This is a genomic window from Nocardia thraciensis (assembly GCF_054782435.1).
This window is the reverse complement of record NZ_BAAGSM010000039.1, coordinates 284728-310512: the sequence shown is the minus strand read 5'-3', so window position 1 is coordinate 310512 and position 25785 is coordinate 284728. Positions and strand designations below refer to the sequence as shown.

General features: G+C 68.7%; 23 protein-coding genes, 1 pseudogene and 1 riboswitch. Of the genes and pseudogenes, 10 read left to right on the top strand and 14 right to left on the bottom strand.

Annotated elements, in window-relative coordinates; translation table 11 throughout:
- A partial coding sequence (locus tag ACYVLQ_RS26255; RefSeq protein ID WP_460700180.1) for an acyl-CoA carboxylase biotin carboxyl carrier protein subunit occupies positions 1 to 682 on the top strand: 682 nt, incomplete at its 5' end.
- Between the two features lie 196 nt (positions 683 to 878).
- Here ACYVLQ_RS26255 and ACYVLQ_RS26250 read toward each other — a convergent pair.
- Positions 879 to 1937, bottom strand: a complete 1059-nt coding sequence (locus ACYVLQ_RS26250) for an Lrp/AsnC family transcriptional regulator (RefSeq protein ID WP_460700179.1) — start codon at positions 1935 to 1937, stop codon at positions 879 to 881.
- Between the two features lie 108 nt (positions 1938 to 2045).
- Here ACYVLQ_RS26250 and ACYVLQ_RS26245 point away from each other — a divergent pair, with 108 nt between their 5' ends.
- From ACYVLQ_RS26245 to ACYVLQ_RS26235, 3 genes are read left to right on the top strand one after another with little or no spacing between them, the layout of a single operon-like run.
- A complete protein-coding gene (locus tag ACYVLQ_RS26245; RefSeq protein ID WP_460700178.1) occupies positions 2046 to 3605 on the top strand; it encodes an MFS transporter in 1560 nt (519 codons plus the stop codon).
- 36 nt (positions 3606 to 3641) lie between these two features.
- Complete coding sequence (locus ACYVLQ_RS26240) at positions 3642 to 4061, top strand: DUF4267 domain-containing protein (protein WP_460700177.1); 420 nt, start codon at positions 3642 to 3644, stop codon at positions 4059 to 4061.
- 35 nt (positions 4062 to 4096) lie between these two features.
- Positions 4097 to 4555 carry an anthrone oxygenase family protein gene (locus ACYVLQ_RS26235; RefSeq protein WP_460700176.1) on the top strand — a complete coding sequence of 153 codons (459 nt, stop codon included), beginning with the start codon at positions 4097 to 4099 and terminating at the stop codon, positions 4553 to 4555.
- Positions 4556 to 4557: 2 nt separating this feature from the next.
- On the opposite strand, the gene ACYVLQ_RS26230 is transcribed toward ACYVLQ_RS26235, so the two are convergent.
- The 3 genes from ACYVLQ_RS26230 to ACYVLQ_RS26220 form a co-directional block, all read right to left on the bottom strand.
- The gene (locus tag ACYVLQ_RS26230; protein ID WP_460700175.1) at positions 4558 to 5553 is read right to left on the bottom strand and encodes an AraC family transcriptional regulator; all 996 of its coding nucleotides are present in this window, start codon (positions 5551 to 5553) and stop codon (positions 4558 to 4560) included.
- A gap of 306 nt (positions 5554 to 5859) precedes the next feature.
- A complete protein-coding gene (locus ACYVLQ_RS26225; protein ID WP_460700195.1) occupies positions 5860 to 7008 on the bottom strand; it encodes an MFS transporter in 1149 nt (382 codons plus the stop codon).
- 537 nt (positions 7009 to 7545) lie between these two features.
- On the bottom strand, positions 7546 to 8763 hold the full coding sequence (locus ACYVLQ_RS26220) for an NADP-dependent isocitrate dehydrogenase (RefSeq protein ID WP_460700174.1): 1218 nt from the start codon (positions 8761 to 8763) through the stop codon (positions 7546 to 7548).
- A gap of 424 nt (positions 8764 to 9187) precedes the next feature.
- A riboswitch (SAM riboswitch) is annotated at positions 9188 to 9298 on the top strand.
- A gap of 337 nt (positions 9299 to 9635) precedes the next feature.
- Between ACYVLQ_RS26220 and metX the strand changes: the two genes are divergently transcribed.
- Entirely contained in the window at positions 9636 to 10793 is a 1158-nt protein-coding gene (metX, locus tag ACYVLQ_RS26215) for a homoserine O-acetyltransferase MetX (RefSeq protein ID WP_460700173.1), read from the top strand.
- 405 nt (positions 10794 to 11198) lie between these two features.
- The gene (locus tag ACYVLQ_RS26210; RefSeq protein ID WP_460700172.1) at positions 11199 to 11651 is read left to right on the top strand and encodes an EamA family transporter; all 453 of its coding nucleotides are present in this window, start codon (positions 11199 to 11201) and stop codon (positions 11649 to 11651) included.
- Between the two features lie 90 nt (positions 11652 to 11741).
- On the opposite strand, the gene ACYVLQ_RS26205 is transcribed toward ACYVLQ_RS26210, so the two are convergent.
- Positions 11742 to 11987 carry a DUF3017 domain-containing protein gene (locus ACYVLQ_RS26205; RefSeq protein WP_460700194.1) on the bottom strand — a complete coding sequence of 82 codons (246 nt, stop codon included), beginning with the start codon at positions 11985 to 11987 and terminating at the stop codon, positions 11742 to 11744.
- 122 nt (positions 11988 to 12109) lie between these two features.
- On the opposite strand from ACYVLQ_RS26205, the gene ACYVLQ_RS26200 reads away from it, so the two are divergent.
- From ACYVLQ_RS26200 to ACYVLQ_RS26190, 3 genes and pseudogenes are all read left to right on the top strand, one after another.
- Positions 12110 to 12586 (top strand): tRNA (cytidine(34)-2'-O)-methyltransferase, encoded by a 477-nt coding sequence (locus ACYVLQ_RS26200; RefSeq protein ID WP_460700171.1) that lies wholly within the window; start codon positions 12110 to 12112, stop codon positions 12584 to 12586.
- 668 nt (positions 12587 to 13254) lie between these two features.
- Positions 13255 to 13577 (top strand): annotated as a pseudogene (locus ACYVLQ_RS26195) (transposase); the annotation flags it as partial.
- On the top strand, positions 13561 to 13752 hold the full coding sequence (locus tag ACYVLQ_RS26190) for a hypothetical protein (RefSeq protein WP_460700170.1): 192 nt from the start codon (positions 13561 to 13563) through the stop codon (positions 13750 to 13752). The pseudogene ACYVLQ_RS26195 and the gene ACYVLQ_RS26190, both read left to right, overlap by 17 nt.
- Positions 13753 to 13901: 149 nt before the next feature.
- Here the strand turns inward: ACYVLQ_RS26190 and ACYVLQ_RS26185 are convergent, their stop codons facing one another.
- The 5 genes from ACYVLQ_RS26185 to ACYVLQ_RS26165 all read right to left on the bottom strand — a co-directional run bounded on the left by ACYVLQ_RS26185 (position 13902) and on the right by ACYVLQ_RS26165 (position 21646).
- On the bottom strand, positions 13902 to 15023 hold the full coding sequence (locus ACYVLQ_RS26185) for a DUF4349 domain-containing protein (RefSeq protein WP_460700169.1): 1122 nt from the start codon (positions 15021 to 15023) through the stop codon (positions 13902 to 13904).
- Positions 15024 to 15053: 30 nt separating this feature from the next.
- Positions 15054 to 16286, bottom strand: a complete 1233-nt coding sequence (locus ACYVLQ_RS26180) for a hypothetical protein (protein ID WP_460700168.1) — start codon at positions 16284 to 16286, stop codon at positions 15054 to 15056.
- Positions 16283 to 17803, bottom strand: a complete 1521-nt coding sequence (locus ACYVLQ_RS26175; protein WP_460700167.1) for a glycoside hydrolase family 19 protein — start codon at positions 17801 to 17803, stop codon at positions 16283 to 16285. The genes ACYVLQ_RS26180 and ACYVLQ_RS26175 overlap by 4 nt, the downstream gene beginning before the upstream one ends.
- Entirely contained in the window at positions 17800 to 18096 is a 297-nt protein-coding gene (locus ACYVLQ_RS26170; RefSeq protein WP_460700166.1) for a hypothetical protein, read from the bottom strand. The genes ACYVLQ_RS26175 and ACYVLQ_RS26170 overlap by 4 nt, the downstream gene beginning before the upstream one ends.
- Positions 18097 to 18358: 262 nt before the next feature.
- The gene (locus ACYVLQ_RS26165) at positions 18359 to 21646 is read right to left on the bottom strand and encodes an error-prone DNA polymerase (RefSeq protein ID WP_460700165.1); all 3288 of its coding nucleotides are present in this window, start codon (positions 21644 to 21646) and stop codon (positions 18359 to 18361) included.
- A 126-nt stretch (positions 21647 to 21772) separates the two neighbouring features.
- Between ACYVLQ_RS26165 and ACYVLQ_RS26160 the strand changes: the two genes are divergently transcribed.
- Positions 21773 to 22774: an SDR family NAD(P)-dependent oxidoreductase gene (locus tag ACYVLQ_RS26160; RefSeq protein WP_460700164.1), complete on the top strand. Its 1002-nt coding sequence runs from the start codon at positions 21773 to 21775 to the stop codon at positions 22772 to 22774.
- Between the two features lie 208 nt (positions 22775 to 22982).
- Here ACYVLQ_RS26160 and ACYVLQ_RS26155 read toward each other — a convergent pair whose 3' ends face one another.
- From ACYVLQ_RS26155 to ACYVLQ_RS26140, 4 genes are all read right to left on the bottom strand, one after another.
- Positions 22983 to 23915, bottom strand: a complete 933-nt coding sequence (locus ACYVLQ_RS26155) for a sucrase ferredoxin (RefSeq protein WP_460700163.1) — start codon at positions 23913 to 23915, stop codon at positions 22983 to 22985.
- Positions 23915 to 24475, bottom strand: a complete 561-nt coding sequence (locus ACYVLQ_RS26150) for a YdeI/OmpD-associated family protein (protein WP_460700162.1) — start codon at positions 24473 to 24475, stop codon at positions 23915 to 23917. Before ACYVLQ_RS26150 ends, ACYVLQ_RS26155 begins: the two co-directional genes overlap by 1 nt.
- Before the next feature lie 27 nt (positions 24476 to 24502).
- Positions 24503 to 25261, bottom strand: a complete 759-nt coding sequence (locus ACYVLQ_RS26145; RefSeq protein ID WP_460700193.1) for an alpha/beta fold hydrolase — start codon at positions 25259 to 25261, stop codon at positions 24503 to 24505.
- An 88-nt stretch (positions 25262 to 25349) separates the two neighbouring features.
- A complete protein-coding gene (locus tag ACYVLQ_RS26140; RefSeq protein ID WP_460700161.1) occupies positions 25350 to 25784 on the bottom strand; it encodes a tautomerase family protein in 435 nt (144 codons plus the stop codon).
- Between the last annotated feature and the right edge of the window lies 1 nt (position 25785).

Below are 25785 nucleotides of genomic sequence, written 5' to 3'. Positions count from 1 at the left end.
GATGGATTCCGGTGTGGTGCAAGGAAGTGTGATCGGTGGGCAGTTCGACTCGATGCTGGCCAAGTTGATCGTGACCGGCGAGAACCGCACCCAGGCCCTGGAACGGGCGCGGCGCGCCCTGGCCGAATACCAGGTCGAGGGCCTGGCGACCGTACTGCCGTTCCACCGGCACATCGTCTCCAATCCGGCGTTCACGGGCCACACCGCGGCTGACGGCTCCGAAACCTTCGACATCTACACCAGATGGATCGAAAACGACTGGGACAACCCGATCCAGCCCTATGCGGGCGGACCCGCCGACGATGACGAACCGGCGCCGCGGCAAACCATGGTCGTCGAGGTCGGCGGCCGACGCCTCGAAATATCCCTCCCGAATGAACTCATCGCCCGCAGCGCCGCCTCCACCGCGACCAGCGTCGTCCGCATGAAACCCAAGTCCCGCACCAGATCCGGTGGAACCGCCGCCTCCGGAAACGCGGTCGCCGCCCCCATGCAGGGCACGGTCGTCAAGGTTGCCGTCACCGACGGCCAGACCGTAGACGCAGGCGATCTCATCGTCGTCCTGGAGGCCATGAAAATGGAAAATCCCGTCACGGCCCACAAGTCCGGCACCATCACCGGCCTCACGGTAGACCCAGGCTCCGCCATCACCCAAGGTACAGTCCTGGCCGAAATAATCTGAGCACCAGGAGATTCCGGCGAAAGGCGTTGCCGGAAAATGATGAAAGCGAAGCCAGCCATGCCGGGCTACGTGGTGCGAGCACACCATTCATCGGGTGCGGGCACACCGGTTGCCGGGTACGGGCACACCCGCACACCCCACGCTCCCGGAACACCGCCGTACCCCTCATTTCCCGGCGTGCTTTTGGCCGGGATCCTTACCCCGCGGCAGGCTCACCCGGCGGTGCGGTGGAGGGCACGGCCAGGCGTAGGCCGTTGCGTAGGGCGCCTGCCTGTTTCACCGTGCGGATCACCGGGGAAGTCTCGACCATTGTGAGGCCTTCCAGGAGGCGGACTTTCGTGGTGATGAAGGCGTAGAGGTCTTCGGCCGTGCGGCAGACGACCGAGGCCAGGAGGTTCGCGGTGCCCGTGATCGCCACGACGAAAGGCACTTCCGGCTGGTCGGCCAGTAGTTGCCCGGCCTCGGCGAGATGCTGCGGATGCACGGTCAGCCAGAGGTAGGCCAGCGACCGGAAGCCCAGCAGTTCGTAGGCCAGGTCGATGTCGAAGACCAGCGTTCCGCTGGCCACCAGGGTTTCCAGCCGCCGAGCGGTGCGGCCGTGGGAGCGGCGCGTGGCCTGCGCCAGGCGTGCCACGCTCGTCCGGCCCTCCACCGCGAGCAGATTCAGCATCGGGAGGTCCTCGGGCAGCACCTCGGCCCGACCGTGCGGCGGCGCCGGCGGCGGGGCGGGCAGCCGCGCGCACAGCTCGCCGAACTGCGCTTCGGTGAGATGGTCACCGTAGGCCTGCCAATCGGCGCCCTTCGTCTTCCCGAACCGGTGAATCCATTCATGTGCGTAAACTCGGTCCACCGCACGGGTTTTCGGCAACCGATTCAGCAGCAGCGACTCACGATCCTGCATCGTGCGGCAGTGGATGTTGCAGATGATCTCCGAACCGCCCGCCGCGATCGACACCCACGACACATCGGCGCGCCGCGCCAGTGTCGCACAGATCTGGTCGGCGGATTGGGCGCTGCACCGCAATCGCAGCGTCCAGGTGCTCTGCGCGGTGTCGTCACCGCCGACCAGGCCGCTGATGCGCAGAATCCCCTCCGACACCAGCCGCCGGTAGCGGCGGCCGATCGTCTGCTCCGACGCGCCCAGGACCTGGGACAACACCGTCACGGGGGCACGGTGGTAGATCGACAGGCATTGGATGATCTTCATATCCAGTTCGTCGAACTCAATAGAATTTCCCAGATCTATCTGGTTCATGGAACTAATCCTCATTCCGAGGCCGAAACCTGTCAACGGCCCGGATCGACCGGCAGCATGGGCGAGGACAACGACGTCACGGGCACAATCCCATTCGAAGGAACTGAGATGCGGAAATGGGTTCCGCTCGGCGCCGTGGCGCTGGGCACATTGATGTTGCTGATCGACGTGACCATCGTCAACGTCGCGATCCCGCAGATGGCCACCGACCTGGACGCCGGGCTGGCCGATCTGCAATGGGTGGTCAACGCCTATGCGTTGGCGCTCGGCGCCGTGCTGCTCGGCGCGGGCGGGCTCGCCGACCGCCTCGGACACGTCCGGATCTATATGTACGGCCTGGCGGTCTTCGCGATCGCCTCCCTCGTCGCCGGGCTCGGAACGAACCTGCAGGTGGTCGTGGGGGCACGGGCGGTACAGGGCATCGGCGGCGCGGCCATGCTGGCCACCGGCATCGCACTGCTCAACGCCGCCTACACCACCGGTAAGGACCGCGGGATCGCCTTCGGCGTCTGGGGCGCCACGGCCGGGGCCGCGGGTGCGGTCGGGCCGGTACTCGGCGGGATGCTCACCGAGTGGCTGTCGTGGCGCTGGGTCTTCTTCGTCAACGTCCCGGTCACCGCGCTGGCCATCGCACTGTCGTTGCGCGCCTTCACGAATGCGGGCGGCGACCGACAGCGCAAGCTCGATGTCGCGGGCATCGCGACCTTCACCCTGGCTGCGGCCGCGGTCACCTACGGACTCGTCGAGGCGGGCCCGCGCGGCTGGTCCGATGCCCTGGTGCTCGGCTCGTTCGCGGTGGCGGCGCTCGCGCTGGCCGGTTTCGTGGTGGCGGAAAAGGTTGTCGCGCAGCCGATCTTGGAGCTGCGCCTGTTGCGCAATCGCGAATTCGCCGGAATCCTGCTGGGTTCCGGGCTGCTGAACTTCGCCGCGTTCGGGTACCTGCTCTACACGGCGCTGTGGTTGCAGGACGATCGCGGCATGAGCCCGATCTCGGCCGGGCTGGCCGGAGCGGTCGCGCTGGCGCTGGCCGGATTCGTGGTCAGCGGGGCGATCGGGCGGCACCTGCACGATTCGAATCCGCGCTGGATCATCGGCGGCGGGCTGGTGCTGATCGCCATCGGCGCTGCGGCGCAAGGCATTCTGACGCCGGACTCGAGCTGGGCGCGGCTGCAGGTGGGCCTCGTCATCGCCGGCTGCGGTGTCGGGCTGGCCACGCCGATCCTGGTGTCGAGCGCGATGTCGGCGGTCCCGGTATCGCGCGGCGGGATGGCCGCGGGCGCGGTGAACACGGCGCGACAACTGGGCCTGGTATTCGGAATCGCGGTGCTGGGCACCGTCTTCCAGAGTCGGGCCGCGCACGTGCTGAGCGATCGCGGGCTCGGCGGCGACACGGGCGAACTGGCCCGCACGATCACGTCCGGCGGCGGTGCTCAGAGCGTGGCGCAGACTCCCGAGGCGCAACGCGGTGCACTGGCCGAGGCCGTCCACGCCGCATTCGCCTCGGGGCTGAACGTCACCCTGCACACAGCGGGGCTGGTCGGAGTCGTCGGCGCGGTGGTCACCGTCGTGCTGATCCGGAACCGCACCCACGCCGAACCCGAGACCGCGGCGGTCGCGAACACACCCGAACCGACCGGCGCCGACCTGCCCACCGCAGCGCGCGCCTGATCCCACCCGCTCACCGATCGACAAGGAGTCCCTGTCATGGTTTCGCTTCCCACTACCCGTCAGCAGGCGTATCCCGTCGCCGCCCGGGTGACGCTGGCGCTCGCCGGTGTCTTCAGCATCGTCGTCGTCGCGTTCGGATTCATCGGCCTGTTCGCGCAGTCGAACATGCTGCCGCCCGAGGACGCGGTCACCTCGGGGGTGCAGTTCTTCGGCGCTCTCATCGCGGTCCGCAATATTCCGCTCGGGCTGGCCGCGCTCTATGTCATCTTGCGCCGCGACCGCGTCGATCCGACGCTCGTCCTGGCGCTGTCCGGTATCGTCCAACTCGGAGACGCGGTGATCGGGCTGGTCAACGGACTGCCCAGGATGGGGATCTCGGCCGGTATCGGGGCGATCCTGTACGCGGTTGCCGCGGTGTATGTCTCGGGCGCGCGCCGCGGCGAGGCCCGGGGCTGAGATCCGAGTTGGCGCCATGGGAAATGGGGTGGGCCGTGTACACCGTGTCGATCGCACTGTCACTGCTGACATCCGGTCTGTTCGCCGGGGTCTCGCTGGGGATCGCGGCCAATCGCAGCCTGGCGCGGCTCAGCCCGCCCGCCTATGTGGAGTACTGGCAGGCGGTCAATCGCGACTACGGGCGATGGATGCCCGCCGTCTTCGCCGTCGGGCTCGGCTCGACATCCACGGTGCTGATACTCGGCCTGAACCGGCCGCCGCTCGCGGTGGCCAGTGGCGTCGTCGCGCTGGCCGCACTGTTGGTGACCATCGCCCTGACGCTCACCGTCCTGGTTCCCCTGAACGTCCAGGCCGACCGGTGGGCCGGTCCGGAGTTCCCGGAGAGCTGGGCCGGGGCCCGCGACAAATGGCGGCATTACCACGCCATCCGCACGGGCGTGGCGCTCGCCGGGTTCGCCGGGGCCGCGCTGGTGCCGCTGAGCCAGCTGGCCTAGCGTCAGCTCGCGCAATTCCCGCAAGCCGATACGTCCGGCCTCGTGACGATGCCGTCGGGCAGGGCGGCCGGGCGAATGCGGCGGTAGTCGCTCGGCGCCCGGCCGAATTCCCGCTGAAATGCGATACCGAGGCCGCGGGCGGTACGGAACCCGCAGAGCTTCGCGATCTGATCCATGGTCAGAATGTCCCGCTCCGGATCGGACAGAATGTTCTTCGCGAACGCGATCCGCATGCGCCGCAGCACCGACATCGGCGGTTCGCCGTCGTCGAATAGTTGGAACAGGCTGCGCCGCGAAATGTTCAGCGCCGCGGCCAATTCCACGGCGCCGAATTCCGCGTTGGACAGGTTCTCCCGCATCACGCGCAGGGCCTGCCCCCGGCGCGCGGGCACCGTCTCGGTCAGGGCGAGTTCGTGGGCGAAGGCATTGCGGATCACCAGATCCACCAGGCTCACCAGAAAAGTGCCCGCGGCCCGCGGGTCGTGTCGTCGCCCGCTCAGTAATCGCAATGCCGCCTGCGCGAACAGTTCGACCAGCCCGGCGTCCACGGGCAGCGCGGTGAAACAGGACCGCCGCAGAATTTCGGGGTCGACGGTCAGCCGGGCGGCATCGATGTCGACGAACAGCATGTGGTCGTGGGACGGGCGCAACGTACTGCGCGGCTGGTCGTTGAATTGCAGGATCACCGAGCGCGGCGGGATCTCACGGCGGTCGGTACCGAGGTCGACGATGTGCGGCGCGTCTCCGGTGAGCATCAACTGCACCCGGCCCGAGTCGACGTTGTCGGTCCGCCGCCGGTCCATGACGAAGACACCCTCGTCCATTTCTCCGGCGACCACCCCGGTATCACCGAACCAACTGGCGGTGTAGTCCGCCGCGAATGTCCGATCGCCCCGAATTTCGGGCATCCCACTCGCGCCGTAGTGCGTGAGCCGGGTCAGTTCGTTCCAGTGGTCGAGCCGGTCCTCGGGTTCGGTGTCGCGATTGTGAATTCTCATCCGGAAGGTCGATCCATCCGGTTTACCAATCGGTTCTCTGCCGTGCATGCTTCCTCCCCAAAGTAAGGCCACAGCAATCGTTTTGATTGATTTATCGGGATCGACCGCCTCCCGAGCGGGGACACCTTTGTCGCCAGCACGGTCTGATTTCTTATCTGCCGAGACGTGGACAATATTAACAAACTTGAGGTTTGTTCTCCGCCCCAAAAAATGCGGCCGATGTGCAACAGATCACTATTGGTCGATGGTTCAGATAACGGATCCCGACAGGTAATCGAATGGGACAGAAAGAAATCCGCACGCGACTCAGACCGCAGCGGCGGCCTCTCGGCGAGCGAGCCAGACGGTCCCGGTGAACAGCAGCACGCCCGCGACGGCCAGCCCGGCGCCGACAACGGCGGGTGCGGTATATCCGAGGCCCGCCGCGATCACCAGGCCGCCGAGCCACGCGCCACCGGCGTTGGCGATATTCAACGCGGCGTGGTTGAGGGCGGCGGCGAGGGTCTGAGCGTCGTGGGCCACGTCCATGAGCCGCGTCTGCAGGCCTGGCGCTAACGCCGCTCCCGAGGCGCCGACCAGGAAGGTGGCCACGCTGACGGTGTACGGATTGTGCGCTGCCGCAACAAATCCGGCGAGAATGACGACCATGGCCACCAGCGCCGCGAACACGGCGCGGTCCACGCCGCGGTCGGCGAGCACCCCACCGAGGATATTCCCGGCGATCATGCCGAGGCCGAACAGCGCCAGCACGATCGGCACCAGACCCACCGACATTCCCGCCACGTCGGTGAGGGTGGTGGTGATGTAGGTGTAGACGGCGAACATTCCGCCGAACCCGACCGCGCCGACCAGCAGCGTCAGCAACACCTGGGAGCGGCGCAGCGCGCCGAGTTCCGTGCGTGGATCGGTGACGCGGATTCCGGTGAGTTCCGGGACGAATTTCGCGATGGCGAGCACGGTCGCCAACCCGATGACCGCGACCACCACGTAGGCATTCCGCCACCCCAGATGCTGGCCCAGCCAGGTAGCGGCGGGAACGCCGACGACGTTGGCGGCGCTCAGTCCCAGCATAACGGCAGCAACCGCCTTGGCCCGCTGCCCTACCGGCGCGAGTGTCGCGGCAGCCAGCGACGCCACCCCGAAGTAGGCGCCGTGCGGCAGACCCGACACGAACCGCGCGGCCATCAGCGCGCCGAAGGAGGGCGCCAGCACCGTCGCGATGTTGCCCACGGTGAACGCCGCCATCAGGGCGATCAGCAGCTTCTTGCGCGGCATCCGCGCGCACAGCGCGGCGATGACGGGCGCGCCCACCACGACCCCGAGCGCGTACGCCGACACGGCGTGCCCGGCGGTCGGCTCGGACTCACCCATGGCATGCGCGATATCCGGCAGCAAACCCATGGTGACGAATTCGGTGGTGCCGATGCCGAACCCGCCGAGCGCCAGCGCCAGCATCGCGGGGAGGTGCCACCCACGCCGGTTCGGGAGATCGACAACGGGAATATCGGCGACGGGTACGTCGGCACTGCCGCGCACGGGCAGCGCCGATGAGGTGGACGAGGTCTGGGAGGAGGCCGCGGCGGGCTCGAGTACGGAAGCCACGACCCAGCGCAACACGGCGGCGAACGCTCACGCATCCCCGATCAAACGTGATCTCACTCACCGGAGTGGAATGTCGGAGTTCGCGCGCCGGTCGGCGATGCGCGCTAGTCGGACACCAACAGCGAACCACGTTGCCGGGCAAGAATTTGCGAGTACTCGACCAACGCCACCCGCCCCCGGCCCTGCCCTCCCTGTCACCGAGATCACCAGCGGCCCATCCGAGCGCGCCGCAGCACACTTCACGCACCCCGTATTCGTCCTCGCACCCGTTACAAGCCATGCAGGGGGTGCGAGTACACGCACGGGGTGCGAGAGGGTTGGGGACACAAACAGTTCGGGCACCCGCGGCCACCGGAGAGCGGTGGGGCGGGTGCCCGGATGTTCAAGCCGCTAGCGCAGTTCGCGCGCCAGGTTGGCGTCGAGCACGCCGAGGAACTCCTCGGTGGTCAGGTAGCCCTGGTCGCCGCCGACCAGCAGCGCCAGGTCCTTGGTCATCTGGCCGTCCTCGACGGTCTTGATGACGACGTCCTCGAGGGTCTGCGCGAATCCGATCACCTCGGGGGTGTTGTCCAGCTTGCCGCGATGGGCGATGCCGCGGGTCCACGCGAAGATCGAGGCGATCGGGTTGGTGGAGGTCGGCTTGCCCTGCTGGTGCTGGCGGAAGTGCCGGGTGACAGTGCCGTGCGCGGCCTCGGCCTCACAGGTCTTGCCGTCCGGGGTCAGCAGCACCGAGGTCATCAGGCCCAGCGAGCCGAAGCCCTGCGCCACGGTGTCGGACTGCACGTCGCCGTCGTAGTTCTTGCACGCCCAGACGTAACCGCCCTCCCACTTCAGCGCGGAGGCGACCATATCGTCGATCAGTCGGTGCTCGTAGGTGAGACCCGCGGCGTCGAACTCTTCCTTGAACTCGGTCTCGTAGATCTCCTGGAACGTGTCCTTGAACATGCCGTCGTAGGCCTTCAGGATCGTGTTCTTGGTCGACATGTAGACCGGGTAGTTCTGCTGCAGGCCGTAGTTCAGCGAGGCCCGCGCGAAGTCCTCGATGGACTTCTTGAAGTTGTACATACCCATGACGACGCCGCCGTCCTCGGGCATCTTCACGACCTCGTGGACGATCGGCTCGCTGCCGTCCTCCGGGGTGAACTGGATCGTCACGGTGCCCGCCTGGTGCACCTTGAAGTCGGTGGCGCGGTACTGGTCGCCGAAGGCGTGACGGCCGATGATGATCGGCTTCGTCCAGCCCGGAACCAGGCGCGGCACGTTGGAGATGATGATCGGGGCGCGGAAGATCGTGCCGCCGAGGATGTTGCGGATGGTGCCGTTGGGCGACCGCCACATCTTCTTGAGGCCGAACTCCTCGACGCGCGCCTCGTCGGGGGTGATGGTGGCACATTTGACGCCCACGCCGTGCTGCTTGATGGCGTTGGCGGCGTCGACGGTCACCTGGTCGTCGGTCTTGTCCCGATACTCGATACCGAGGTCGTAATACTCGAGATTTATGTCGAGGTACGGGTGGACCAGCTTGTCCTTGATGAACTGCCAGATGATCCGGGTCATCTCGTCGCCATCGAGTTCGACGACGGTACCTTCAACCTTGATCTTGGACATGGATCTTCGTGTCCTCCTAGGAAGGTGCTCCCATTGCACGGCCAGGTGAACACGCTTGTGAGCGGACCCTAGCTGTTCAACAGACAACGTATACGCCCCGTGTTGTCCACGGGGACTCGAGGTCTAAACAAGACAAGCGTACTGGTGCGCTGGGTCTCACTTCCAGGGGCTGTCCCATCGAGAGATAGCCGCGTCACACGCAGGTACCCGCGCATCGATGCGGCGAGCGCCCGGTTTCGGCGCAAAAACCCCGGGTCCGACCATCTCCCCCCGCCCCTGGGTGTGTCGCGAACAGACGGTAGCTGCGCAGGATGGCCGAGTCCGCCCCCGGCGCGGCTACCGCCTGTGAGTAATCAGACAGCGACCGAGACCTGCTTCCCTCACCTGGCCCGTCGCTCATCCGATCCGCTACCATCCAAGGTCAGGTCATGAGTGCCAGCGCGAAGCCCCGGCTTGCTGGCCGGCAACCCTCCAGTTGCGGTGGGGTGCTCCGGGTGATGACCCGGCCCTCGAGAGCCGAGGGCAAGCGCGACTATCAGGAGGTCACCGAAATGTCTTGCTGCTGTTCGCTATGCGGTACTCGATAGCAGACACCGGACTCTCGGCGACCCCATTCTGGAGTAGTACATGAGCGACTCGACCACGCCCGCCCCCGATCCGGGTACGACCTCGACCGTCCGGCGCGACATCGCGCGGCCGTCCGGGCCGCGCGCGGTCCACGGGTGTATGGACCCGTCGGAGTTGCACGGACGTGCCGATAACATCGGGGATGTGCGTTCCCTTGTCATCCAGCGAGCGCCCGCGACCGCAGGTTCGCGCGCCGCGGTAGCGACGCCCGGGCGGACGTCGCCCTCGGTTACGGCGGCGGCGCGGTGACCGTGGGCATCGACTCCAGAAGGGCCCGATCGGCGGCCGAGCTGTTGCCGCCGCCGGACGGCCGACTCGGCACCATCGCGATCGGGGACGTGCGGCTCGAGAGCGGGGCGGTGGTCCCCGATGTGGAGCTGGCCGTGCAGCGCTGGGGCGAGCTGTCGCCCGAACTGGACAACATCGTGCTCGTCGAGCACGCGCTCACCGGGGATTCGCACGTGGTCGGGGCGCCCGACGAGCTGCATTCGCTGCCGGGCTGGTGGGACGGCATCGTGGGGCCGGGCGCGGCGCTGAACACCGACGAATGGTGCGTCATCGCCACCAATGTGCTCGGCGGCTGCAAGGGCAGTACCGGGCCCGCCACTCCCGCCCCGGACGGGAAGCCCTGGGGCTCGAGGTTTCCCGAAACCTCGATCCGCGACCAGGTGACCGCCGAGGTGGCGCTGTGCGATCTGCTCGGCGTCGAGCGGCTCGCCGCCGTAGTCGGCGGATCCATGGGCGGGATGCGGGTGCTGGAATGGATGGTCGGCTACCCGCAGCGGGTGGAGGCCGCGCTGGTGCTGGCCGTCGGCGCGCGCGCCACCGCCGACCAGATCGGCACCCAGACCACCCAGATCGCGGCCATCCAGGCCGATCCGGACTGGCAGGGCGGGAACTATCACGGCACCGGCCGGGCGCCGACCGCCGGGCTGGGGATCGCGCGGCGCATCGCGCACCTGAGCTACCGCACCGAATTCGAACTCGACCACCGCTTCGAGAACCACGCGCAGGACGACGAGGATCCTCGCGACGGCGGCCGCTACGCGGTGCAGAGCTACCTGGAGTATCAGGCGCAGAAGCTGGTGCAGCGCTTCGACGCCGCCACCTACGTGCTGCTGACCGAGGCGATGAACCGGCACGACGTGGGCCGCGGGCGCGGCGGGATCGCGGCCGCGCTGGCCGCCACCCCTGTGCCGTGCATCGTCGGCGGCGTCGACTCCGACCGGCTCTATCCGCTGCGCACCCAGCAAGAGCTGGCCGATCTGCTGCCCGGCTGCAAGGGGCTCGAGATCGTGCACTCCCGCGACGGGCACGACGGCTTCCTCACCGAGACCGAGGCCGTCGGCAAGCTGCTGGTGGAGACGATGGAACTGGTGCGGACGGCGCGGGCGGGGCGCTGAGCACGCCTGACGGGGCGTTCGAAGCACCTGGAACATCGGCGTCGCACGGGCGGATCAATGCACCGACGGCCGGGACGTCGTGCCACCTGACGCGCCGTAATGCCGGGGATCACAGGGGGCCCGCGATCGGTGTGCCGAGGCAACTCGCCACGCGCTGAACGACATTCAGCAATGAAACCGTTGACAAACCATTGCCCTGGCTATCTACCTTTCCGGCCGTGAGATACGGCCACCCCGTGGGAAACGGTTGCACTGAGCCCCGGTCCCCGCACGAATACCTCTCGGCCACAAGGCATTTCATCCCAGACCACACTCCGGTCTGACCCATCCCCGCACACATTGCCTCCAGCCTGTCGGCATGTATGCCACTAGTCATTTCCAGCGCGGGGACGAATCGCAACCGGGATGTCGAGAGCGCAGCGCACTGGGGTGCTGGGCGAACGGACCAGCGGCAGTGACGGTCTCGCACTGGCGATGGCGTTCGGCGGCATGATGGCGCTGCCGTTCGTGGTCGCCGGTGCCGGGGCGCTGCTGGCCGACCCGCTGCTGCCGCTGTGCGCGTTCGGGGTCGCTGTGCTCTCGTCGCTGGTGCCGCACCTGGTCGAGCTGGAGGCGCTGCGGCGCATGCCCACCTCGACCTTCGGGGTGCTGATGAGCGCCGAACCGGCCGTGGCCGCGGGAATCGGATTCCTGCTGCTCGGAGAGGAACTGCGGGTCGCGCAGTGGGCGGGAATCGGGCTGGTGGTGCTGGTGACGGTCGGATCGACACGGGTGGTGAGCGACGCCGCTCCGCAGCCGACGGCGGCGGACTACGACGCCCCGGAGCCGGGACCCGCGCTGGCATACTCGCGCGACTGACCGACCATGGCGCGACGTCGGACCGCACGCAGTGGTGGGCACGCTTCGAACGCGGATCCCGCAGCGGACGGTGGGTCGAAGCCGGTCGATTCAGCCGACGCCGAGGGTGTTGATGGTGGCGGCCAGCGTGATGATGGCGGCGCCGAGCACGGTGTAGGCGCCGACGTCGAACGGCTTGCTACGGACCGCCAGCAGGCCCACCCGGACGGTCGGCAGGGTCAGCCGCAGCGCCGCCGCCAGCAGGGTCGCGCCCCCGATGACGAACGCGCCGCGACGCCAGCGATCCTGCGCCACGAACAACACCGCCACCAGCAGGACCGCCGCCACGAACAGCATCGGCAGGTGGATGCGGAAGAAGCGGTCGGCCGGGCCGGGGTGCTGTGCGGGGGTCGCAGGGGCTTCGGTCACGTCCCGATTCTCGCATTGCGGCGGCGTTCGGGCGCCGATGCCCTCGTGCCATGCTGGTGGCCGTGCTCCACATCGTGTTCTTCGAGCCTCGGATCCCGCCCAACACCGGTAACGCCATCCGGCTGGCGGCCGGTACCGGGTGTCAGCTGCATTTGATCGAGCCGCTGGGTTTCGACCTGTCCGAGCCCAAGCTGCGGCGGGCGGGTCTGGACTACCACGATCTGGCCTCGGTGACCGTGCACGGCAGCCTCGCCGCCGCGTGGGAATCCATCCGGCCCGAGCGGGTTTTCGCGTTCACGACCCGGGCTGAGACGCGCAATACCGATATCGCGTATCGCAAGGGGGATGTGCTGCTGTTCGGGCCCGAGCCGACCGGGCTGCCCGAGGAGGCACTGGCCGACGCCCACATCACCGACCAGCTGCGCATTCCCATGCTGCCGGGGCGGAGGTCGATGAATTTGTCCAATGCCGCGGCGGTGGCGGTGTACGAGGCGTGGCGGCAGCTCGGGTTCCCCGGCGCGGTGTGAATCAGGTATCTCGAACGTTCGAATCGCGAGGTGGCGCCGGCGGTCAGGCGGACCACGCGCGAATCACCTTGGGCGGCATGGCGTCTCCTGATCGGTCCAGTTCCGGTCCTACTCGGCACCACCTTTCACGACGTCGTTCTCCTACACTGGCGCGGCCCTCTCGCCGTTGTGAGGAGATCCCGTCGTCGCGGCCCTTAGTACTCCAGCTGTAGATCGTGATCGACGACTGGGGTGCTGGGTACGATCAAGTGGTGGCCTACGAAACGTGGTTCTGGGGGAACTTTCGTGTGGTGGTCACAGACCCACCACTTCCACCAGACCCCGACAATCCGTACTCGAATTTCACCATTGTTTCGGACGGGCCACCTGTAGCCCACGCCGTAGCCGCCGGAAGCAGCCGACCCGAGTGCGGTGCCGTGGAGAAGATCCTTCCCCATGGGTTCCCTTGGCCCCACCCGATTCCCGAGCACTGGGTGCGCTGTTCGGCCTGCCTCGGCCTGCATCCTCTCTAGGGCTTGGTCGCGACCAGGCCGGTGGCCTGGTCTGGAGCGGTTCGGTGAGAGCTCGGGAGTGGTGTCGGGCCGGTTTGGGGCGGGTCGCCGGGCAGTTCCGGCGTGTCGAGCCGCGCCGGACTGCGCGGGAAATGGTGGCCTGTTTAGTTTCGGAGCCTCGTGGTGGACGAAAGCGGGGACCTCAAAAAAGGGCACGGCCACCGTCGGCGTGCAACGCCAGTACACCGGCACCGCAGGACGTATCGAGAACTCCCAGGTGGCGGTGTTTTCGACCTACTCCACCCCACGGGGCACACCTTCATCGACCGTGCCCTGTACCTGCCGAAATCCTGGACACCGACCCGAACGGTACGCGCAGGCGGGTGTCCCGAAGCCCCAGGAGTTTCGCGACCAAACCCGCGCTGGCCACGACGATGATCGGCCGCGCCCTGGACGCGGGCGTACCCGCGCCGTGGGTGACCGGTGACGAGGCTGCTGGTCCGCCGCAACCGCACCACCCGGGAACTGGCTTATTACCGCTGCTACGCCCCGGCTCCCGTACCGCTGTCGACGCTGGTCCGCGTGGCCGGACGACGCTGGAGCTTGGAGGAAGATTTCCAATCCGGAAAGGGACCGGAGCTGACGAACGGTCACGATCTACGGCTGGAGTATTAAGGGCCGCGACGACGGGAATGCAAGGCGACCGCCATACGAGAACGACGAGACGACGGTACAGCGAGACAGCGAGACAGCGGAATACGAAAACTGGACGACGGGATGCGGGGGCGGGGCTGGGCTTCTCGGGTGCGCGTTGTCCAGTGGCGCTAGGGCTTCTCGGGTGCGTCCTTTTCTGTTCCGGTCGGTTCTGTTGTGGACTGCTCGGCGGTGCCCTTGGTGGTGCTGTCCGATTCGGGGGTGGGCTTCTCGGCGGCGCCCTCTTCGGCGACTCTCTTCTCGGTGATTCCGTTCTCGGCGACTTCCTTCTCGGGGCTTTCCTTTTCAGAGCTTTCCTTTTCAGAGCTGACTTTCTCAGTGGTGCTGGGTTTTTCGGGGGTGCTCTTCTCGGGGGCGGGTTTGTTGGGAGGGGTCGAGGGTCGGGGGGAACGGCGGGATTGGGTGATGCGGCGGAGGGTCCAGGCTAGGGTGGCCAGCAGGAGGAGGAAGGCGAGCCATGGGATGGCGGTGCCGGTTGACTTCAGTGCGTCCAGCAGGGAGTGCCAACCATCGACTATTCGGCTCCAGTAGTTGTCGGGCTCCGAGCCCGGCGGCTCGTCGGTGTCGAGTTCGATGGTGAGGGTGGACAGGGCGACCTCGTCGTCGAGTTGGCGCTTGCGAGCGGTGAGGCTGTCCAGCTCGCCCTGCCGACTCGACAGCGCGTTCTCGGCGGCGATGAGGTCGGCGGTGCTGGCGGCACCGGCGACCAGCGCCCGCAGCCGGTCGACCGACGCCTGCAGCGCCTTGATCCGTGCGTCGAGGTCCTGCCACTGCATGGTCACGTCTTCGCGCTGGGTGGACACGCTGGTGAGCTCACCGACGCCGTTCAGGCCGTTGATGAACTCGTCGGTCTTGTCGGCGGGCACCCGAATCGTCAGCGTCGCATGGGGTTCGGTGGTGTCGGTCCCGGGCTGCTCGGAGCGGGCGTCCACGCGGCCTTGCACGGCCCGCACCCGGTCGGCGACCTTGGTGGCGCCGCCGATCGGGTCGGCGGTGGTGATATCGACGCTGCCGGTGACGACCTCCTTGCGTTCGGCCGTCGCCTCCGTGTCATCGTCCTGCAGTTTCGGATCCTTCGGCGCCCGTTCGCGTAGCGCGGGCGGCGCCGCGGGCGCGGTCGCGGCGCGGCCGTCGCTCTTCGACAGCGAGTCGGAGGTGTTCTGCTCGGAGCCGCATCCGGCGAGCAGTGCGAACGTCAGCAGACCGGCCGACAGAACCGCCACTTTTCTCATGGGACGCAGCGTAGCCATTCGGCCCATATCTCACCCGCCTTCCGCTTCCCACCGCAGGCCCGGCGGTCCGGCCGGTTCGTGACGGCCCCGCGGCAGCCGCAGGTCGATCACATCGTGGGCGAGGACACGCATCTCGGCCTCGGCGATCCACACCAGGTCACCGCTCTGCACGGCGCGGACCCGGCCGGGCGCGACGCGGCGGATCTCCAGCGTGGCGGCGGGACCGAGCGCCGCGTACCGGATCGTGTCGTCGCCGCCGTGCCGGTCCCAGTGGATGCCCGGCGTGGTCCAGACGGCCGTCGCGGTGAGCCGGTCCGGCGAATTCGGCTCCCAGAACAGCCCCGTGGCGGTCGGCGCGCTATCGGACCAGCGCAGGTCGGCAAGCTTCGAACAGCCGGACAGCGCGGGGAGTTCGAGAGCCTCGAGCCGGTCCGCGGCGAGGTCGATGCGAACCAGCCGGGCCGTGCCGCACGAGTTTCCGTCGCGGACATATCCGGCGAGCACGATTTCCCGGCCGTCCGGGCGCAGTGCGGCCCCGCCGAAGGCGGTGTTGATGCCACCCACACGGGCCAGCGACCGGGCGACACCCGTGCCCACGTCCACGACCGTCAGGTGGTTGATGCCCCACGCCACGCCGGACGGCGCCTCCACCCTGCCGATGACCAGTGTCCGGCCGTCGGCGGCGAGCAGTCTCGGCGGCGACAGGGCATTGCCCGGCGCGACCGGCGGCATCGGCGGTGGTAGTGAAATCTGGATGTGCACAACCTGTTTCGGATCCCTGAAATCCGTCCGCACGAATCGATCCGGCTGCTGCCACCAGCCGACTACGGCATCGTGCAGTGGGAAGACGCGTTCGCATCGGCAGTCCATCCGCTGCGGCAGCCGGGCGCCGCCGGGTACCGCCACCGCGGTCAGCGCGCCGCTGTCATCGACCGCGTAGACATGCGAATCGTCCTGAGTGAACCCGAGATCGAGATACCTGCCCGGATGCCGCGCGATCGTCCGCTCCGACGTGGCGAGTACCAGCTCCGACCGCGTGCGGAACGCGAAAGGCCGGTCCCGTACCGCCGCTGAAACACTACTGCCTTCCGCCGCAGCCGTTTTCGACGGTATCGAGCCGGGATCGTCAGCGGCACAACCGGCTGAGATCAACACCCAGACGAGCACGGGCAGCGCGACGATCGACCGACGACCACCCGTGCGGGCCGCGACCTCGCTCGAGGTCCGCGCTGCGCACCGGAGCCGGGCCGCGGCGCCGCTCATCCCAGCACCGCCAGGGCTCGGCGATAGTACTCCTCACGCGCGGCGAGGCCGTTGAAGCCGCCGTTGACGGCCTGGGTGACCGCGGCGAAATCGCCCATGTCCGCGAGGGTGTTGATATCTCGGGATGTCCAGTACCACTGGGCAATTCGAAAGCCGATGTCCGGTGCGGCCGCCAGCTCGGGATTGCCCTCGAGGTCGAGGCCGAGCGCCTCGCCCGCTGCCCGGTAGTTGCCCCTGCCGGTCAGCTGGATGGGGCCGCGGCCGTGGTAGCGGGGGCCGTCACCGGGTTCGGTGTTGCCCGCGGCCGTATTCGGCTGGCCGGGGTCGTACTGGCTGAAGTAGTCGTCGTCGCCCAGCTCTTCGAAGTAGCGGAGCTGACAGCTCTCGTGAGCCAGCTGCGCCAGAAACGCGGCCTGCCGCGGCGGCGTGGTGATGCCGCCCTCGGCCATGGCGGTATTGAGCGCGGGCAGATACTCCTGCGCCTGATCCCACGGCAGGTCGGGCATGATCGCGACGAGTTGTTCGACGGTGATTCCGGGTGGTGGCTCGATCGCGATGTGCGGCTGCCCGGGCATCGAGGCGGCCGCGCCGGTCTCGGGTGGCTCACCCTGATTATGGTTCGTGGGCGGTGTGGCATCCGAGATCGTCCCCGGCGGAATTCCGACGACCGGGCCGATCCGACCGTCCTGCACCGGCATTCCCGAGCCGTGTGCCGCCGAGTGTGTTTCGGTCGATGCCTCGTCCGTCATCGCGCTGGGAGCCGTCTGGTCGGGACCGCCTGGCGGCCCGCCGCCCGCAGCCACAGGCGCGTCGGCGGTCGCCGACGACGGCCCCCATGGCGTCTCCACGGGCTCGGGTGCGGGCGCTCGGGACATGTCATCCGGGCGCGGCCCCTCACCCGCGGTGCCGGGAGCCTCCCCCGATCCGGTCCGGCCCGGCTCCGCGGCCTCCGGCCCGCCGGGATCGGGAGCTATCGGCCCACCCGGGCTCAGGAGCGCACCCAGACCATCGAGGATCAGCCGGGGAAAGTCGAATGCCTTTGCCAGCTCCGCTATTTCGGCGCCGACCGCCGCGATGGCCGCCCGGCCCCGCTGATCGGCGCGCTCGACCGCGGCCACGGCCTCGGCGATGACCTCGGCCCACTCCTGCGCGGTCGCACCGGCGGTGACCGACCAGTCGTCGGCGATCCGGCATCCGGCGGCCTCGGCGTCCGCCACGTAGTCCAGCAGTGCGAGCGCCGTGTAGTGCAGGTCCGACAGCGCACGCGCCCCGGCCTCCCGCAGCTTCTCGGCATGCTCGCACAGCACCTGGTGCTGCCGGTGCGCCGCGTCGACGTGGGCGCGTACCGCGTCGTAGGCCAAGCCCTGCCAGCCGTCGCCGTCGAGGCGGTGGCAGGTATCGCGCACCGTGGCCGACAGCGTCTCCAAGTCTTCGACGCGCCGGTCGAGTTCCGCGCACAGCAGGTCGGCCGCCTCCAGCGCGCGCCACCTCAGCACGACCGGCCGCGGCGGGATCATATCCCCGCCGCCAGTCGCTGCAGGTCCGCGGCGTGGCAGCGGTCGATTGCGGAGAACGCCTCCACGGCCTGCTCCGTATGCTCGGCGAGGCGCCGGAAGCATTCTACGCTACGCCGCACGATATCGATTGCCGCACCGGCGGATTCGCACCATTGCGGGGCGGTCTCGCTCTGCGGGATCAGGTCCGCGATCGTCACGACGGCCTCGGCCGCCGTATCGAAGACCGCGCAGACATCTCGAAATACCTGCAGCGCAACGATTCCGAATCGCAGCACCGCATCCGTATCGACCACACACGAACCGGACATGCACCCCCCTTTTTTGCCGTCACTTCTCCGTCCGCCGCCACGGTATCCACGCCCGTTCGCGCCTGTCACGGCTCCGCGCACAGCCGCACCCCCTGCGTATTCACGCACCCCCTTCATGTGCCGCAGGGGGTGCGTGAACATGCACGGGGTGCGTGGGCAAACCGTCGGGCCCACCGGGACAACGGCGGCGACAGCTCGATTCGACGGACGACAACCTGGGGCGACGCGACCGTGGCCCGCCCGGAGATCAGCGGAAATCTCGGGACTTCGAGGCGACTCGGAGATCCAGGCGCTGCAGGTGTTCGGCGACCACGCTGACCACGCCCTCGGCATTCTGCACCCGCCCCCGGATCAGCAGGGCGGACGCGCCCTGCGCGACGCGGCGGTAGCGGCGCCACAGGCCCACCGAGCACACCACGTTCACCATGCCGGTCTCGTCCTCCAGGTTGACGAAGGTGACACCGGCAGCGGTCGCGGGCCGCTGGCGGTGCGTAACCGCGCCCCCGACAAGCACTTTCGACCCATCGGTCACCTGAGCCAACCGCGCGGCGGGGAGCGCGCCGAGCGCATCCAGATGCGAGCGCAGGAATTCGGTCGGATAGCTCCCCGGCGACACTCCGCTCGCCCAGACGTCGGAGGCCGCCAATTCCAGCTCGCTCATGCCGGGCAGGGCGGGCGCGGCGACGGTGGCGCCGGTGCCGGGCAGCCGGTCGGCCCGCTCCCCCGCCGCGGCGCCCGCCGCCCACAACGCCTGCCGCCGACTGATTCCGAGGCTGCCGAGCGCGCCCGCGGTGGCCAGCGATTCCGCCTGCGGCACCGTGAGCTCCACCCGTCCGGTCAAATCCAGGAACGAAACGTACGGACCGGATTCCCTTGCGGCAACGATCTTTTCGGCGAGATCGTCGCCGATGTGCCGGATCGCGGCGAGCCCGAGCCGCACCTGCGTACCGCGCTGCTCCAGGGTGGCGCCCGCGCGGCTGTGGTTGATGTCCGGACCGTGCACCACCACCCCGTGCCGACGGGCGTCGGCAACCAGCGACTGCGGCGAATAGAACCCCATCGGCTGCGCGTTCAGCAGCCCGGCGCAGAACGCCGCCGGGTGATGCAGCTTGAACCAGGCCGAATAGAACACCAGCGAGGCGAAGCTCTGCGAATGGCTTTCCGGGAAGCCGAAATTCGCGAACGCGTACACCTTCTCGTAGATGCGATCCGCCAATTCCCCGGTGATGCCGTGCAATTCGAGCATCCCCTGATAGAAGCGCTCGCGCAGCAGCTCCATTTTCTCCGTGGATCGCTTGGACCCCATCGCCCGGCGCAGTTGGTCCGCCTCTACCGCGCTGAACCCGGCCACATCGACCGCCATCTGCATCAGCTGCTCCTGGAACAGCGGCACCCCCAGCGTGCGCGACAGCGAATTGCGCAGGGCTTCATGGTCGTAGACAGCCTCTTCGCTGCCGTTGCGGCGACGGATGTAGGGGTGCACCGAACCGCCCTGGATGGGACCGGGTCGGATCAGCGCCACCTCCACGACCAGGTCGTAGAACTGGCGCGGCCGCAGCCTTGGCAGGGTGGCCATCTGCGCCCGCGACTCCACCTGGAACACCCCCACCGAGTCGGCGCGGCACAGCATCTCGTAGACGGCGCGCTCCTGCAGGTCCAACTCGAACAGCTCGATCCGTTCGCCGGTGTGCTCGTGCACCAGATCGATCATGTAGTGCAGCGCCGACAGCATGCCCAGGCCGAGCAGATCGAACTTCACCAGCCCCGCCGCGGCGCAGTCGTCCTTGTCCCACTGCAGGACGCTGCGGCCGGGCATGCGCGCCCACTCCACCGGACACACATCGGCGACGGGCCGGTCACAGATCACCATGCCGCCGGAGTGGATGCCCAGATGCCTTGGCAGGCCCTCGATCTCACCCGCCAGGGCCAGCACCTCGGCGGGAATATCGGTGTGGGTCTCCTCCGCCACCCCTGTCCAGCGATTGACCTGCTTGCTCCACGCGTCCTGCTGCCCCGGCGAAAAGCCCAGCGCCCGAGCGGCATCGCGCACCGCCGACTTACCGCGATAGGTGATCACATTGGCCACCTGGGCGGCGTACTCGCGGCCGTACTTGGCGTAGACGTGCTGGATCGCCTCCTCGCGGCGATCGGATTCGATATCGATGTCGATATCCGGCGGGCCGTCGCGCTCCGGCGACAGAAACCGTTCGAACAGCAGGTCGTTGACCACCGGGTCGACGTTGGTGATGCCGATCGCGTAGCAGACCGCGGAGTTGGCGGCCGAGCCCCGGCCCTGGCACAGGATGTCGTTGCGCTTGCAGAAATCGACGATGTCGTGCACCACCAGGAAGTAACCGGGAAAGCGCATGCGCTCGATGATCCCCAGCTCATGCTCGATCTGGCTGTACGCCTTGGCATTCCGCTCCGGCGGTCCGTACCGCCGAGCCGCGCCCTCGTATGCGAGATGCCGCAGCCACGAGTCCTCGTCATGTTCGGGCGGGACGACGAACGGGGGCAGCTGGGGCGCGATGAGTGTCAGATCGAAGGCGCATTCCCGGGCCAGCGCAACGGCATTGGGGACCGCCTGCGGGCAGGCCGCGAACAGCCGCGCCATCTCGGCGCCCGACCGCAGGTGCGCGCCTCCGGCGGGGGCCAGCCATCCGGCCATCTCGTCCAGGCTCTGCCGGGCCCGGATCGCCGCCAGCGCCATCGCGCGGCGGCGCTGCGCGGGAGTGGCGAAATGAGCTGCGGTGGTGGCTATCACGGGAATCCCGGCCGCATCGGCGAGGGCGATCAGGCGGGCATTGCGCTCGTCGTCCTCGGGAATGCCGTGGTGGGTGAGCTCCACGGTCACCCGGCCCGGGCCGAAACGCTCCACCAGCTCTCGCAGCGCCGCCGCGGCCGCCCCGTCACCGTGCCGCAGGGCTTGGCGCACATGGCCTTTGCGACATCCGGTGAGAATCTGCCAGTGGCCGCCCGCGGCCTCGGTGAGCCGGTCCAGGTCGTAGCGCAGGATCCCTTTCTCCCCCGCCGCCATGTGCGCGGCCGAGATCTCCCGCGACAGACGGCGATAGCCCTCCTGACCCCGCGCCAGTATCAAAAGGTGCGGCCCCGCAGGATCCGGGGCACCGGCACGAGGTTCGGAGTCGCCATCCTCCCCCAGGGACAACTCCGCGCCGAATACCGTCGGCATCCCCCACTCCCGCGCCGCCTCGGCGAACCGCACCACCCCGTACAGCCCGTCGTGATCGGTGAGCGCGAGCGCCTCCAGCCCCAACCGCACCGCCTCCTCCACCAGGTCCTCCGGCTGTACGGCGCCGTCGAGGAAGCTGTAGGCCGAATGCGTGTGCAGCTCGGCGTACGGCACCACCGGTGCATCGGACCGCGGGCGCGGCCCCGCCCGATACTTGCCGCGCTTGTGCGACCAGGCCGGACTGTCGCCGCCGTCTCCGGGCGGATCACCGGCGCGGCCGGGCCGCCCGGACAGCACCCGCTCCATCTCCGCCCACGTCGGCGGGCCGTTGCCCCAGCCCATACACACCTCCGGCAAACCGATCAGTCTTCAGGTTACTCGAACATGGGTTCGATAAGGAGAATCGCCCTGGCGAGGTAACTTACTATGGAGTAAGTTCGAGTCGAATAGACGCGCAAGGGAGCAGCGATGACCGACAACCACGCAGGCGGCGGGCCCGTGGACGCCGTGGAACCGGGCTATCGGGCCCGTCGGCGCGCCCGCCGAGATCTGACCGGCCGACATGTCCTGATCACCGGCGCCTCGTCCGGCATCGGCCGGTCCGCCGCGTTCGCGGTCGCCGAGCGGGGCGCCGTGCTCCTCCTGCTCGCCCGCCGCGGTGACGAGCTGGCGGCCGTGGTCGAGGAGATCCGGGCCGCGGGCGGCGAGGCCCACGGCTACCAGTGCGACGTCACCGACTCCGAGTCCGTCGAACACACGGTCAAGACCATCCTCGACGAACACGATCACGTCGACATGCTGGTCAACAACGCGGGTCGGTCCATCCGCCGCGCCGTGCACCGCTCCACCGACCGGCTGCACGATTTCGAGCGCACCATGGCGGTGAACTACTTCGGCGCGGTCCGGATGACGCTGGCGCTGCTGCCGCAGATGCGCGAGCGCAAGTTCGGCCACATCGTCAACATCTCCAGCGCGGGCGTGCAGGTCGCCACCCCCCGCTTCGCCGCCTACCTGGCCTCCAAGGCCGCGCTGGACAAGTTCGCCGAGGTGACCGCGGCCGAAATGCTCGCCGACAACGTCACTTTCACCACCATCCACATGCCGCTGGTGCGCACGCCGATGATCGCGCCGAGCGGTAAACAGGGCCCGTCGGAGTCGCCCGAGTGGGCCGCGGCAACCGTCGTGCGGGCGCTCACCGAGCGGCCCAAGCGCATCGATGTGCCGATCGGCACGCTCGCCGAATACGGCACCCTGTTCACCCCGCGCCTGAAGGACCGCATCCTGCATCGCTACTACCGCGCGCTGCCGGATTCCGCCGCCGCCAAGGGCGAGGCTCCGCAGGAAGACGCCGCCGACTCGGAAACCCTTGTCCCCCAACATGAACCCCGCCGCAATCCCACGGCCGCGGGCCGGGTGACCCGCACCGCCCTGCGCCGGGCCGCCCGCCTGGTCCCCGGCACCTATTGGTGAGCGAGGCCGCGCTGGGTAGGCCACCGCGACAGACGGAACCACGGCAGCGGCGACATGGGCGCCGAGAGCGGTTCGCCGTGCGGCACGAATGGCAACTCACGCGACTCTGCGGCTCGAGTTACGAGTGGCGCTGCGGCGTGTTGCAAACAGTGTGTTGAGCAGCACATTCCGGGTGCCGCGACGCAGCGGGGTCGCCCCTCATGTCGCGTCAGGGTTGAAGGCTTGTCGCATGACGAACGGGCGGATCGGCGACGACCGCGGTGGCGGGTTTGGGTGCGGCGCCGCAGCTGGCCTGGCGGGGAGCGTGGGCGACGGTGTGGGCCGTCACCTGCCAGCGACGGCCGTCGCGGTGGGCGACCAGGGCGGCTCCGGCGAAGGTGGCCGGGTCGCCGATCGACGCATCGCTCGCCTCGGCCGACACCACGGTGAGGTCGTCCGCCGCGGCCGGGACCCGTTCGCGCACCGCGATTTCCGCGACCTGCTCGACCGGCGAATAGCAGCTGCGCCCGCGGAACCCGTCCAGCGATACCGCGTTCCGGTCGGCGGCGGCCACCGCCGCGACGGCGCCGTCGCCGTCCACCCGGCCGTAGGTCAGCCCGGTGGGCAGCAGGACCACCGCGGGAGCGAACCGGTGGCCGCCGGTGTGCGAGCACTCCCAGACCCGATCCGGATGGGCCGCGGCCAGCCGGGCCGCGATCGGGCGGCCGAGCCGCGCGCAGCACAGGTCTCGCTTGCCGTGCGCGCACACCAGCACCGGATCGTCCACCGGCACACCGATTCCCGGCGCCGGGCCGTTCAGCAGATGCAGGTCCAGATCCAGCAGCTGCTTCAGATCGGTGATCTCGAGCCGTTCGCACCAGGATCCCCGCGGCCGGGTACTGGCGATGAGAACCGTTCGCGTGCCGGTGGATTCGTATCGTCCCGGCCGCCGGATCAGGGTCGGCCGCACCCGGGCGGCCTTGGCGTGGGCGGCCAGTCCGGCGGTGACCTCGGCGCCCAGCACCTCGTCGCCGATCACGTCGCGCCCCCACGCCCCGGGGTGTTCCACGCACAACCACGCGGTGACGTGAGTCGCGCTGCCCGGCAGCGGGATATCGGCCGCTGCCGCAGCCGAACACGACAGGCCCTCGAACGCCGTCATCAGAACCGTTGCCCCGCAGCCAACTTGCCGATGATCTGCTCCAGCCGCCGCGCCCGCGTCTCCGGCCGCACGGCATTGCCGAGGTGATAGCCGATGGCGGCCCGGGACTGGGTGTCGAGGGTTTCGAAGAAGGCGGCGGCCTCCGGGTCGGCCGCCAGCGCGTCGACGAAATCCTGTGGCAGCCTGCGCCCGTAGGCGTTGGCCCAGCGACCGTCGAGCTTGGCCCGCTCGATCTCCGCGTGACCGGCCGGATGCATCAGGCCCTGTGCGATCAGCTCCTCGACCAGGCCGATATTGCGCTGCGACCACGGGCTGCGGCGGCGACGCGGGGTGAAGCCCACCATCCAGTAGTCGTCGTCGAGCGAACGGGCCTGACCATCGATCCAGCCGAAACACAGTGCCTGGCGCAGCGCGCCCGCATGGTCGAGCGAAACCACCCCCGAGCCCCGTTTCGCGAACTTCAGCCAGACGCCGTCGACGGCGGCGTGGTTGGCCTCCAGCCATTCGCGAAACGACTGCTCATCGGGGAAGAACAGCGTCGGACGATCCAGAGTGGACATCGTTTTACTGTAGAAGCACCGGGCGTGTCAGTGGCCGAGGAACGGTAGCGTCGCCTCGGCGAACTGGCGATAGCGGTCGCGGTGGATGCTGTGGCCGCAGTCGAAGGCACAGACCGTGCAGCCGGGGACCGCGGCGCGGAACATCTCCAGCTTCTCCGGGTCGACCATGCCGCCCGGGCCGCCGCGCAACATCAAGGTGGGCGCCGTGATCTCCGGCAGCCGATCCCACCACTCCGGATTCGGCTTGCGGAACTGCTCCAGCGCGAGCCGGGTCATCGACCGGTCGAATGCCAGCACGGCCTGCGGGCGCCGGATCAGGCTGCTGGTGGCATGCCACAGCTCGGGCAGGGTCGGCAGGCGGCGGGTGAGGGTGACCTGCTCGTCACCGGAGCGCAGCGGCAGCGGCTGCTCCTCGATCACCAAGCGCCGCACCAGCTCCGGGCGCTCGATCGCCACGCACGACACCGCGTACCCGCCGAGGGAATGGCCGACCATGTCCACGGCGGTCAGCTCGAGCCGATCGCACAGACGCAACACGTCCGCGCCGAACTCGTCGAACCGGTAGGAGGCGGTGTGCGCGCTGCGGCCGTGGCCGCGCAGATCCGGGATGATCACCCGCCGCCCCAGCCGCACCAGGCGGCGGGCGAACCGGTCCCAGGTGTGCCCGTCCCCGCCCATACCGTGCACCAGCAGGACGGGGACATCGGACAGCGGGTGCGTGGCGGCCGACGAGCCGGAGTCGCGATAGGCGATCGACACGCCGTCCAGCGGCACCCGGGTAACGATCGACTCCACGATCTGCCAGCGTACGGGTTCCGCGTGCACGCCGCCGCGGGTTGTGCGCGGCACCATAGGTGAGCTGGGGCTGTGCCCCTCAGCCCGCGGAGACGAGGGCGGCGATATCCTCGATGCGCACGATCTCCCCGCGCGCTCCCCAGTTGCCCTCCGGAACCTCGTTGATGTGCACCCACGCGGTGGCGGCCTCGGTGAATCGGGCCGGATCCGCGTCGGCGTCCGCGAGCACCCGGGTGACTCGCCGCACGATGTCGCGGCGCTTGTCGTCGTTCATCGAACCGGCCGGAACTCCCACCCGCACCACGTATTTCGGCTTCTCCCCCGCGGGCAGCTGCCGCCCGCCCACGAACCAGGCGTCGATCTCGTTGACCACCAGCCACGAGATCGACCTGGCCGCCTCGGTGTCCGGCGCGCCCTCCGCGAGCATCACCTCCGACACCAATCGGCTCCCGATCTGCTCGCGGCGCTCCTGGTCGAGCGAGCCCTTGGGAACGAACAACTCCACGAACGGCATT

Bases quoted from the DNA above. Each gene is read 5' to 3' on its own strand.
- ACYVLQ_RS26210 (WP_460700172.1), top strand. From the start codon at position 11,199: ATGTCGAGAGCGCAGCGCACTGGGGTGCTGGGCGAACGGACCAGCGGC.
- ACYVLQ_RS26155 (WP_460700163.1), bottom strand. From the start codon at position 23,915: ATGACGGCGTTCGAGGGCCTGTCGTGTTCGGCTGCGGCAGCGGCCGAT.
- ACYVLQ_RS26175 (WP_460700167.1), bottom strand. From the start codon at position 17,803: ATGATCCCGCCGCGGCCGGTCGTGCTGAGGTGGCGCGCGCTGGAGGCG.
- ACYVLQ_RS26165 (WP_460700165.1), bottom strand. From the start codon at position 21,646: ATGGGCTGGGGCAACGGCCCGCCGACGTGGGCGGAGATGGAGCGGGTG.
- ACYVLQ_RS26160 (WP_460700164.1), top strand. From the start codon at position 21,773: ATGACCGACAACCACGCAGGCGGCGGGCCCGTGGACGCCGTGGAACCG.
- ACYVLQ_RS26140 (WP_460700161.1), bottom strand. From the start codon at position 25,784: ATGCCGTTCGTGGAGTTGTTCGTTCCCAAGGGCTCGCTCGACCAGGAG.
- ACYVLQ_RS26220 (WP_460700174.1), bottom strand. From the start codon at position 8,763: ATGTCCAAGATCAAGGTTGAAGGTACCGTCGTCGAACTCGATGGCGAC.
- ACYVLQ_RS26150 (WP_460700162.1), bottom strand. From the start codon at position 24,475: ATGTCCACTCTGGATCGTCCGACGCTGTTCTTCCCCGATGAGCAGTCG.
- ACYVLQ_RS26180 (WP_460700168.1), bottom strand. From the start codon at position 16,286: ATGAGCGGCGCCGCGGCCCGGCTCCGGTGCGCAGCGCGGACCTCGAGC.
- ACYVLQ_RS26230 (WP_460700175.1), bottom strand. From the start codon at position 5,553: ATGAGAATTCACAATCGCGACACCGAACCCGAGGACCGGCTCGACCAC.
- ACYVLQ_RS26205 (WP_460700194.1), bottom strand. From the start codon at position 11,987: ATGCTGTTCGTGGCGGCGGTCCTGCTGGTGGCGGTGTTGTTCGTGGCG.
- ACYVLQ_RS26245 (WP_460700178.1), top strand. From the start codon at position 2,046: ATGCGGAAATGGGTTCCGCTCGGCGCCGTGGCGCTGGGCACATTGATG.
- ACYVLQ_RS26225 (WP_460700195.1), bottom strand. From the start codon at position 7,008: ATGCTGGCGCTGGCGCTCGGCGGGTTCGGCATCGGCACCACCGAATTC.
- ACYVLQ_RS26185 (WP_460700169.1), bottom strand. From the start codon at position 15,023: ATGAGAAAAGTGGCGGTTCTGTCGGCCGGTCTGCTGACGTTCGCACTG.
- ACYVLQ_RS26200 (WP_460700171.1), top strand. From the start codon at position 12,110: ATGCTGGTGGCCGTGCTCCACATCGTGTTCTTCGAGCCTCGGATCCCG.
- ACYVLQ_RS26240 (WP_460700177.1), top strand. From the start codon at position 3,642: ATGGTTTCGCTTCCCACTACCCGTCAGCAGGCGTATCCCGTCGCCGCC.
- ACYVLQ_RS26250 (WP_460700179.1), bottom strand. From the start codon at position 1,937: ATGAACCAGATAGATCTGGGAAATTCTATTGAGTTCGACGAACTGGAT.